Origin of the sequence: Oribacterium sp. P9, from assembly GCF_046365365.1 — a bacterium.
Lineage (GTDB): Bacteria > Bacillota > Clostridia > Lachnospirales > Lachnospiraceae > Oribacterium.
On record NZ_JBKEIS010000029.1, the window covers coordinates 1 to 9,603 of the forward strand.

8 protein-coding genes and 6 tRNA genes are annotated in these 9,603 nt (G+C 51.3%); 13 read left to right on the forward strand and 1 reads right to left on the reverse strand.

Going from position 1 to position 9,603, the window contains the following annotated elements:
- The first annotated feature begins 103 nt into the window (after nucleotides 1-103).
- From ACK8P7_RS10525 to ACK8P7_RS10535, 3 genes are all read left to right on the forward strand, one after another.
- Nucleotides 104-177: transfer RNA gene (locus tag ACK8P7_RS10525), tRNA-Asp, on the forward strand.
- A gap of 3 nt (nucleotides 178-180) precedes the next feature.
- Nucleotides 181-264 (forward strand) — tRNA-Leu (locus ACK8P7_RS10530).
- A gap of 199 nt (nucleotides 265-463) precedes the next feature.
- Entirely contained in the window at nucleotides 464-1,846 is a 1,383-nt protein-coding gene (locus ACK8P7_RS10535) for an alanine/glycine:cation symporter family protein (protein ID WP_410044161.1), read from the forward strand.
- A gap of 257 nt (nucleotides 1,847-2,103) precedes the next feature.
- Here the strand turns inward: ACK8P7_RS10535 and ACK8P7_RS10540 are convergent, their stop codons facing one another.
- Nucleotides 2,104-2,844 carry a GntR family transcriptional regulator gene (locus ACK8P7_RS10540; protein ID WP_410044162.1) on the reverse strand — a complete coding sequence of 247 codons (741 nt, stop codon included), beginning with the start codon at nucleotides 2,842-2,844 and terminating at the stop codon, nucleotides 2,104-2,106.
- Between the two features lie 258 nt (nucleotides 2,845-3,102).
- Here ACK8P7_RS10540 and uxuA point away from each other — a divergent pair, with 258 nt between their 5' ends.
- From uxuA to ACK8P7_RS10590, 10 genes are all read left to right on the forward strand, one after another.
- Complete coding sequence (gene uxuA, locus ACK8P7_RS10545) at nucleotides 3,103-4,212, forward strand: mannonate dehydratase (protein ID WP_410044163.1); 1,110 nt, start codon at nucleotides 3,103-3,105, stop codon at nucleotides 4,210-4,212.
- Nucleotides 4,209-5,819, forward strand: coding sequence for a mannitol dehydrogenase family protein (locus ACK8P7_RS10550; RefSeq protein WP_410044164.1), 1,611 nt, complete (start codon nucleotides 4,209-4,211; stop codon nucleotides 5,817-5,819). The genes uxuA and ACK8P7_RS10550 overlap by 4 nt, the downstream gene beginning before the upstream one ends.
- Before the next feature lie 41 nt (nucleotides 5,820-5,860).
- Complete coding sequence (gene rdgB / locus ACK8P7_RS10555) at nucleotides 5,861-7,045, forward strand: RdgB/HAM1 family non-canonical purine NTP pyrophosphatase (RefSeq protein ID WP_410044165.1); 1,185 nt, start codon at nucleotides 5,861-5,863, stop codon at nucleotides 7,043-7,045.
- 107 nt (nucleotides 7,046-7,152) lie between these two features.
- A complete protein-coding gene (locus ACK8P7_RS10560) occupies nucleotides 7,153-7,791 on the forward strand; it encodes a bifunctional 4-hydroxy-2-oxoglutarate aldolase/2-dehydro-3-deoxy-phosphogluconate aldolase (protein WP_410044166.1) in 639 nt (212 codons plus the stop codon).
- A gap of 318 nt (nucleotides 7,792-8,109) precedes the next feature.
- Nucleotides 8,110-8,183, forward strand: a tRNA-Arg gene (locus ACK8P7_RS10565).
- A gap of 58 nt (nucleotides 8,184-8,241) precedes the next feature.
- Nucleotides 8,242-8,315: transfer RNA gene (locus tag ACK8P7_RS10570), tRNA-His, on the forward strand.
- A 20-nt stretch (nucleotides 8,316-8,335) separates the two neighbouring features.
- A tRNA-Gln gene (locus tag ACK8P7_RS10575) sits at nucleotides 8,336-8,407 on the forward strand.
- 6 nt (nucleotides 8,408-8,413) lie between these two features.
- Nucleotides 8,414-8,486, forward strand: a tRNA-Lys gene (locus ACK8P7_RS10580).
- A gap of 101 nt (nucleotides 8,487-8,587) precedes the next feature.
- Nucleotides 8,588-8,881, forward strand: coding sequence for a DUF2500 domain-containing protein (locus tag ACK8P7_RS10585; protein ID WP_410044167.1), 294 nt, complete (start codon nucleotides 8,588-8,590; stop codon nucleotides 8,879-8,881).
- Nucleotides 8,882-8,897: 16 nt separating this feature from the next.
- Nucleotides 8,898-9,455 (forward strand): hypothetical protein, encoded by a 558-nt coding sequence (locus ACK8P7_RS10590; protein WP_410044168.1) that lies wholly within the window; start codon nucleotides 8,898-8,900, stop codon nucleotides 9,453-9,455.
- Nucleotides 9,456-9,603 lie beyond the last annotated feature (148 nt).

Genomic DNA, 9,603 nt, shown 5'->3' on the forward strand with positions numbered 1-9,603 from the left:
CGAGTATGCGGCATCTACGACAGTAGATGTGCTGGTAGGTTTGATGTTTTATCTACAGAATAATATATGAGCGATATACAGTTTTCAGGGCACGATACCATGTGGCCCGGTGGCTCAGTTGGTTAGAGCGCCGCCCTGTCACGGCGGAGGTCGTCGGTTCGATTCCGTCCCGGGTCGTCTGCGGGAGTGCTGAAATTGGCAGACAGGCAAGACTAAGGATCTTGTGTCCGATAGGACGTGTGGGTTCAAGTCCCATCTCCCGCATCACGCGGAAAGCTGAGAAGTCGGCTTTCCGCTTTTTTTATACTTTAAACGGCTGTGACACGCCGTCCCATATCGGATCACACAGTACGACGATGCCCGCGCGAAGGCGCATTTCCGGACATCGTCGTTTTCTTTCTTGTTTCTCGAGGAATATCTGCTATACTTTAAAGTAATTAATAGTTTAAAGGATGAAAGTGTTATGGCAGTAATTCAGTTTATCTACAATCTCCTCTGGGGAGACCTCATCACGATTCCACTACCAGGAGGCTCGACACTCGGGCTGTCACTCCTGGTTCTTCTTTTGATTCCGGCAGGTATCTTCTGTACCGTCCGCACCCGCTTCCTCCCGATCCGTCTCTTCCCGGAGATGTGTCGTGTGGCAAGAGAGAAGAGTGTCGATCCGGAAAAGAACAGTAAGGTTTCTGGACTCGAGGCCCTCATCGTTTCGACCGCAACACGTGTCGGCATGGGTAATCTCGTCGGCGTCGTTGCAGCGGTATCTGCCGGTGGTGCCGGTGCCGTGTTCTGGATGTGGCTGACAGCGCTGATCGGCTCCAGCACGGCGTTCGTCGAGGCGACACTCGCCCAGTTATATAAGGAAGAAGATCCTCTGTACGGTGGTTACCGAGGCGGTCCGGCCTACTATATCCATAAGATGTTTGCCGGAAAGAAGCGAAAGAGCGTCATCGCGATCCTGTTCGCGCTGTCCGGCCTCCTGTGCTGGTGTGGCATCAGCCAGGTCATCGGTAACTCCGTCGCGTCTGCCTTTGACAATGCGTTTCACGTGCCACCGATCGCTTCCGCGGTGCTTCTCTGCCTCCTGTCTGCGGTGATCGTGTTCCGGAAGAATATCACGGTCAAGGCACTCGACATCATCGTTCCAGTCATGGCCGGCTTCTATATCTTCCTGACCGTGTTCGTGATCATCAACAACTTCACTCAGCTGCCAGCGGTATTTTCACGTATCTTTCGTGAGGCCTTCGGCCTGCGTCAGGCGGTGGCGGGTGGCTTCGGTGCCGTCCTTATGAACGGTGTGAAGCGTGGCCTCTTCTCCAACGAAGCAGGCTCCGGCTCTGCGCCATGTGCAGCGGCTGCGGCAGATGTCGATCATCCAGTGAAGTCCGGACTTCTGCAGGCGCTCGGCGTCTTCATCGACACCATCGTGATCTGCAGCTGTACCGCCTTCGTGATGCTTCTCGTTCCGGAGGAAGTGGTGGCCGGCCTCGGTGGTATGGATCTTCTCCAGGCAGCGATGCGCTACCATTTCGGCCAGGCCGGTGTGATCTTCATCGCCATCACGCTCTGGCTCTTCAGCTTCTCGACCTTCATCGGCGTCCTGTTCTATGCACGTTCGAACGTCGCGTATGTGTTCGGTGACAGCTGGAAATCACAGAATGTATATAAGATCATCGCGCTGATCAACCTCTTCATCGGCTGCATGGCGGCCTACACCTTCGTGTGGGATCTCGGCGATGTAGGCATTGGCCTCATGACGATCTTCAACATGCTCGCGCTGATCCCGATGTCGAAGGAGGCGATCGCGTCACTCAGGGATTATGAACAGCGTTTTATGAAGCGCTGAAGTTCCATACGTCGTATCGAAACAGATGTTAATCACGTCCGCATTCAGCGCCTCGATGAGCGATCCATACGTCGTATCGAAACAGATGGGGCTGCGGAAATGTGCTGATTATAATCGCAGATCTGTAGGCAGACGATTACATCGATACAGAAACATAAAGAAAGACCGGTGACCTGTTCGTGAAACAGACCATCGGTCTTTTTGCGTGCGGATGTTCCTGCGATAGACTGCGCATGCGGCTCTGCGATTATCTGAACTTAGTCATTCACCTGAAACACCGTTTTGAAGGCTTCGTCATTTACCACGCGTTCCAGCGTGTGATTGATGTTCCGGAAGTGATGAACGAGCTCCTGCTCGAGTGCGGCACGATCGCCCTGTTCGATGGCGTGCACCATGCGCACATGCTGGGAGACGATGTTTACACTATCGTCCATCCGCTCATCATCACTGCGCTCGATGCCGAGGGCGAAGCGGCGTGCACGGATATAGTGGATGTCGTGGCGGCCGGTGTGCTGCTGAACGAACTCCTTATTCTGCAGCTGATAGAAGAGATCATGGAAGCGGGTGTCGGCGTCGGTCAGCTTGATGAGCTCATTGAATCGGATCATATCCTGCTGCTCCTGCAGCATATTGCGAAGGAGAGGAAGAAGCGGCTGCAGGAGGCCGGCATCATAGGCATCCATGACCACACGGGTTTCCAGGACCTCGCGAAGATAGCGTACCTGTCGTACACGATTCATGTCGATGCGGCTCACGAAGCTGCCACGCTGTGGCTGAGAGTCCAACGCACCTTCCGCGTTCAGCCGCCGCACCGCCTCTCGAACAGGGATACGGCTGCAGCTGAACATCTGTGCCAGCTTCACTTCACTGAGCTTCGTGCCTGGCTGGAGCTCGAGCGTCGCGATACGATCCCACAGATAATGATGGATTTCCTCCGGCTTCGATATGGCCGTGGCATCTGCCGTAGATTCAAATACTTCGCGCGTGTTCTCGTTCATGAGGGACTCCTGAAAATTAAATAGTTATAGCTTCATTATACTCGAAAAGCCCGGAAAATCTAGTATACATTCACGACGGAGAGGTAAAATGAACGAAAATGGAGACGGAATGAAGAAAGACTTGTGAAATTATACACAAAGAGACATTGAAATTGATAAAATTCGGCTTTTCTTTGAAATCTCGTTGACAGATAAAGTAGAGCGGGTTATTCTAGGAACTACAGAAACTAGTATACATTTTGTACGGAGGGTATAATAATGGAAATGACATTACGTTGGTACGGCTCTAAGTTTGATACCGTAACTTTACAGCAGATCCGCCAGATTCCGGGCGTAACCGGAGTTATCTCTACACTGTATGACACCACCCCGGGTGAGGTATGGTCACAGGAGAGAATCCATGCATTAAAGGAAGAGATCGAGGCTGCAGGTCTTCGCCTGAGCGGTATCGAGTCTGTCAATGTCTGCGACTCCATCAAGGTCGGCGATGAGAACCGTGATAAGTACATCGCAAACTACATCGAGACACTTGAGAACCTCGGTAAGGAGGACATCCACCTCGTATGCTACAACTTCATGCCTGTATTTGACTGGACCAGAACCGAGCTGGCACGTAAGAACCCGGATGGCTCTACAGTACTTGCTTATAATCAGAAGGCCATCGATGCCATCGATCCGGATAACCTCGCTGCTTCTATGGAGAAGATGTCAAACGGCGCGGTTATGCCAGGCTGGGAGCCGGAGCGTATGGCGAAGATCAAGGAGCTCTTCGAGATGTATAAGGATGTTGACGGCGAGAAGCTGTTCCAGAACCTCGTATACTTCCTGAAGGCCATCATGCCGGTCTGCAACAAGTATGACATCAAGATGGCGATCCACCCGGATGATCCGGCATGGTCCGTCTTCGGTCTCACCAGAATCATCAACTCCGAGGCAGGTATCCTTCGTCTGATGAATGCTGTCGACGATGTACATAACGGCGTGACCTTCTGCTCTGGTTCCTACGGCACCAACCTCGAGAATGATCTTCCGCACATGATCCGTGTACTGAAGGGCAGAATTCATTTTGCACATGTACGTAACCTTCGTTTCAACGATACCTCTCGTGAGAATTATGATTTCCAGGAGGCTTGCCACATTTCCAAGGATGGTAACTTCGATATGTACGAGATCGTTCGTGCACTCTATGAGACTGGCTTCGATGGACCGATCCGTCCGGATCACGGCCGCATGATCTGGGATGAGGTTGATAAGCCAGGCGTTATCCCAGGATATGGTCTCTATGATCGTGCACTTGGTGCAACGTACATCCAGGGTCTCTGGGAGGCCATCGAGAAGGCTGAGACGAGAAAGGAGTTTGCAAAATGAAATTAACACTTGAGGGTTTAAAGGATACAGCTGCATGGGCACAGGCCGGTGTAACACTTCCATCCTATGATGTGACTGCACTTGCAGAGAATACGAAGAAGTCCCCACGCTGGGTACACTTCGGTATCGGTAACATCTTCCGTATCTTCCTCGGAAGCATCGCAGATACACTGATCGAGAAGGGTGAGCTCGATAAGGGCATCACCTGTGTCGAGACCTTCGACTTCGATGTTGTTGATAAGATCTACAAGCCATACGACAACCTCGTACTGGGTGTCACCCTGAAGGCAGACGGCAATACTGAGAAGCGCGTCATCGGCTCGCTGACCGAGGCGATCAAGGCACAGTCCGCTGTTCCGGAGGAGTGGAACCGCCTCAAGGAGATCTTCACAAATCCGGATTTCCAGATGGCAACCTTCACCATCACCGAGAAGGGCTATGCACTGAAGAATGCAGACGGCCAGTACTTCCCGTTCGTACAGGCAGACATCGATAACGGTCCGGAGAAGCCGGGCGCTGCGATGGCCATCGTCACTGCACTTCTGTTCGAGCGTTTCAAGGCAGGACAGTATCCGGTAGCGATTGTTTCCTGTGATAACTGCTCACACAACGGTGAGAAGCTCATGAGCTCCATCGTGACCATGGCCGAGGAGTGGGAGAAGAAGGGCTTCGTTCCGGCAGCCTTCGTAGAGTATCTGAAGGATGAGAACAAGGTCGGCTTCCCGTGGTCCATGATCGATAAGATCACCCCGCGTCCGGCAGAGTCTGTAGAGAAGGAGCTCGAGGCACTCGGCATCGAGGATATGGCGCCGGTCATCACCTCGAAGCATACCTACATCGCACCTTTCGTCAATGCAGAGGGCCCTCAGTATCTCGTCATCGAGGACAAATTCCCGAACGGCAGACCGAAGCTTGAGGACGCTGGTGTATACATGACTGACCGTGATACTGTCAATAAGGTAGAGCGTATGAAGGTCACCACCTGCCTCAACCCGCTGCACACGGCACTGGCTGTATACGGCTGTGTACTCGGCTACACGCTGATCGCAGATGAGATGAAGGACACCGAGCTCAACAAGCTCGTTCATGAGATCGGCCCGGTGGAGGGTATGCCGGTTGTGACGAACCCTGGCATTCTTTCTCCGGAGGCGTTCGTTGACGAGGTTATCAATGTTCGTATCCCGAACCCGTTCATGCCGGATACGCCACAGCGTATCGCGACCGATACCTCTCAGAAGGTCGGCATTCGTTACGGCGAGACTATCAAGAGCTATGTTGCGAAGTATGGCGATGCGAAGAAGCTGAAGGCGATTCCGCTTGCAATCGCAGGCTGGCTGCGTTATCTTCTTGGTGTGGATGATGAGGGTCAGGCTTTCGAGCGTTCCGCAGATCCGATGCTGGAGACGCTGTCTCAGCAGATGGAAGGCATCACTCTCGGACATCCAGAGAGTGTCGGCGACAAGGTTCGTCCGATCCTCAGCAACGTGAACATTTTCGGCTCTGACCTTTATGAGGCTGGTATCGGCGATCTGATCGAGGATCTCTTTAAGGAGGAGCTGGCAGGCCCTGGTGCCGTGAGAGCCACCCTCAAGAAGTACCTTGACTGATCTTTAAATCAGGCATATGGGCAGAAAGAGACGAGTGAAGCATGCGAATCATATTTGCTACCCATAATAAAAATAAAATGATAGAGGTGCGCCAGATCCTGGGGGATCTGGCCACCGATATCGTTGCGAAGAGTGAGCTCGGAATCGATTTCGAGCCCGTCGAGACCGGTAAGACCTTTGCGGAGAACGCAGAGCTGAAGGCCGTCGGCATTCGCAGCTATATGCTTGCACATCATATGCTGGAGGACGATGACATCATCATGTCGGACGACTCCGGCCTTTGTGTTAATTACATGCTGGGACTGCCGGGCATCTACAGTGCCCGCTACCTCGGTGAGGATACCTCGTATGATGTAAAGAATGCACGCATCATCCATGAGCTTCGCTATGCGGAGGGAGATGAACGCGCGGCACACTTCACCTGCGATATCTGCGCTGCATTTGCAGACGGACGTGTCCTCCACGCAGAAGGCATCTTCGAGGGCCTGATCGCCCATGAACCGAAGGGGGCGCATGGTTTCGGATATGATCCGATTCTCTACCTTCCGGAGTATGGCAAGACCTCTGCGGAGCTGACGCCGGAGGAAAAGAATGCGATTTCTCATCGCGGCAAGGCACTCCGTGCGATGCGTGAGCTTCTGAAGGATGTCCTGGAAAAGGATGCCGCGAGACGCGGCACGACGTCGGAAGACGGTGCAGAGGCCCGGGAGGAAAGCGGACTTGTCCGCCCCTTTCAGACCGTCCTCGTCGTAAGTGATTCCCACCGGAACGACGCGAACCTGAAGGATGTACTGAGCCGCATCGGGATGATCGATATCCTCATCCATCTCGGCGATGCCGAGGGCTCGGAGGGGATGATCCAGCAGTATGCCGGTGATGGCGTGAAGTGCTACTTCGTGCAGGGAAACAACGACTTCTTCACTTCGCTTCCGAAGGAGATCGTCGTGAAGATCGGAAAGCATCGCTGCCTTCTGACCCATGGCCACTACTACGGGGTAAATATGGGCGTATCCGGCATCGTCGATGAAGCGAAGAACCGCGACTGTGATGTCGTGATGTTCGGTCATACGCATAAGCCGTTCCTGAAAACGGTCGATGGCGTGACCTGCCTGAATCCGGGTTCCATCAGCTATCCGCGCCAGGTCGACCGTCGTCCATCCTATATGGTGATCGACGTCAGCGAAGAGGGAGATTTCGAGTTCCGCCAGGTTTACATAAAAGACTAGGCGATTCACTCTTGTATGTGAAAAATAAATCATATATAATAAAGACTGTAAGCGTTTACAAAGCCTGAAATTCCTTCGGGCTTGATAATATTCAAAGGAGATTTGATATGACACAGAAAGATTTCATGGAGAAGCTTGCCGAGATTAAGGTTTGTCCAGTCGTAGTTATCGATCACGTGGAGGATGCCGTTCCTCTCGCACAGGCGCTCGAGGCTGGTCATCTTCCGATGGCGGAGGTTACCTTCCGTACAGCAGCTGCTGCAGATGCGATCGCAGCGATGGTAAAGGAGTGCCCGAATGTCGTTGTTGGTGCTGGTACTGTTCTCGATCGTGAGCAGTGCACACGTGCGATCAACGCTGGTGCTCAGTTCATCGTTTCCCCGTCTTTCTCAGATGAGGTTGCGCAGTGCGCACTCGGCCACGGCGTAGCTTACTGCCCAGGTACCTGCACACCGACCGATATCACAAACGCACTTCGTTATAACCTTCCGATGGTAAAGTTCTTCCCGGCGGCTGCATACGGCGGACTCAAGACCCTGAAGGCACTTTCTCCTGTATTCCCACAGCTCAAGTTCATGCCTACCGGTGGCGTTAACCTCGACAACGTGCTCGAGTATCTTGCCTTCGATAAGATTATCGGTGTAGGTGGAACATGGGTATGCAAGAAGGATATGCTTGTAAATAAGGACTGGGCTGGTATCACCAAGCTCTGCCAGGAAGCGTACGACCTTACACATAAGGCATAAGCGCATCAATCTCTGTATATCAAAATCATATATATGAACGGAAAATCCGGAGGACTTCGAAAGAAGGCCTTCGGATTTTTATTGAAGATGGGCCGGAGATGAAGAAACGAAGTAGAAGCAACATCGAAATGAAGACTTGCATTCCGGTGCTTTTTTTTGTATTCTAGGAAAGCACGGTAATAAGAAGAACAGAAAACAGACGCACGAAGCTCTGTGCTTCAAGTGACTTGTACAAATTATTTTCCGATGAGTGAAATTATGGTTGACAAAATGAAGCTTATTCGTTAATATATACAAGTCGCTCATAAAGAGTTGTCTGAGTCCGTAGCTCAGCTGGATAGAGCAACGGCCTTCTAAGCCGTGGGTCGGGGGTTCGAATCCCCCCGGGCTCATTCTCGAGACATCTCGAGAGATTTACATACTGGTTTGCTGAAAAGCAGCCGTAATATGGTGGGTATAGCGTAGTTGGTTATCGCGCCAGATTGTGGTTCTGGAGATCATGGATTCGAATTCCATTACCCACCCTAGCCAGCAGGCTTATCGAGGGGCTATCGCCAAGCGGTAAGGCACAGGCCTTTGACGCCTGCACTCGTTGGTTCGAATCCAACTGGCCCTGTTTTGCGAGGCTGTAGCTCAGTCGGTAGAGCACTTGACTTTTAATCAAGTTGTCGCGAGTTCGAATCCCGTCAGCCTCATCTTGATTTTTCAGACCTGTAAGTTGAGAAACTTACAGGTCTTTTTGCGTACGTAAACTTCGAAAAGTAACGAAAACCGACCGGATTCCTATATTTTGTGTTTGATTCCGGGATGGCATAAAAACAATCAGTCACCGCGTTTGTCGGTGAGTGCAACCATCGTCGCAAAGCGTGAAAATATCACACATTATAACCATGCAAATGCGGGTGACCTGTCTGGAGCTCATGGATTTCATTCGACTTCAAGTACCAGCTACTATGTCACGTTTCAGGTAGAGAGCGGTGACCGGATGGAACTACAGGTTTCAGGAAGAGAATATGGAATGCTGGCGGAAGGAGACATCGGAAAACTAACTTTTCAGGGAACGAGATACTTGTCATTTGAGCGCGCGTGATTCTGGAGGTGATAACATGAAAAAACGATTTATAACGCTCGGGCTTGTCTGCTTGCTTATGACCGGCTGTCAGGCTGCTCACGAGACGATACCGGAAACAACTACGATTGCGCCTATAGATTCTGCATATGAAGAAATAGAGACACATAACGAAGAAAGTGCAGAAGATGCATCGGTAGCAGCAAAGAATCTGAAAGCCGGAAGTTCAAAAGGAAATCCATCAGTTATCAAAATGGATTATGGCACATCCTCTATATATTCTAAAGCGGATAAGGATGTAGCGATAAAGATTATAATGAAAGAGTTCGAAGCATTTGAAGGCTGCGAATTACACAGTCTTTCGTATGCATCGGATGAAGAGTGCAACACGGCAGAGAATATCGCCTGGATGAATCGATTAAAGTCAAAGGATGATTCGGAAGTGTTTACGCAATGCATCGCATTTGACAGTAGCTTTCACTCGCCGAAGACGGATTCTGGGGCCTGGAATCCAGATGAAGAGTATACAGACTGGTCCTGGTGGCTTGCGCGGAGTGATGGTGGAGAATGGAAGCTGATGACTTATGGATATTAAAGTATTAGAAGTTGCCAAGATGTGCGAAGGATGAAGTAAGTGACAGAGAATGAGACCAGCTATGAAAAGTCAAGCATAGATTAGCAGAAAATTATCTTTTTTATCAGTGGCTATAAAAGGGTAACTCTAACAGAGCTCCCCAAAGGGT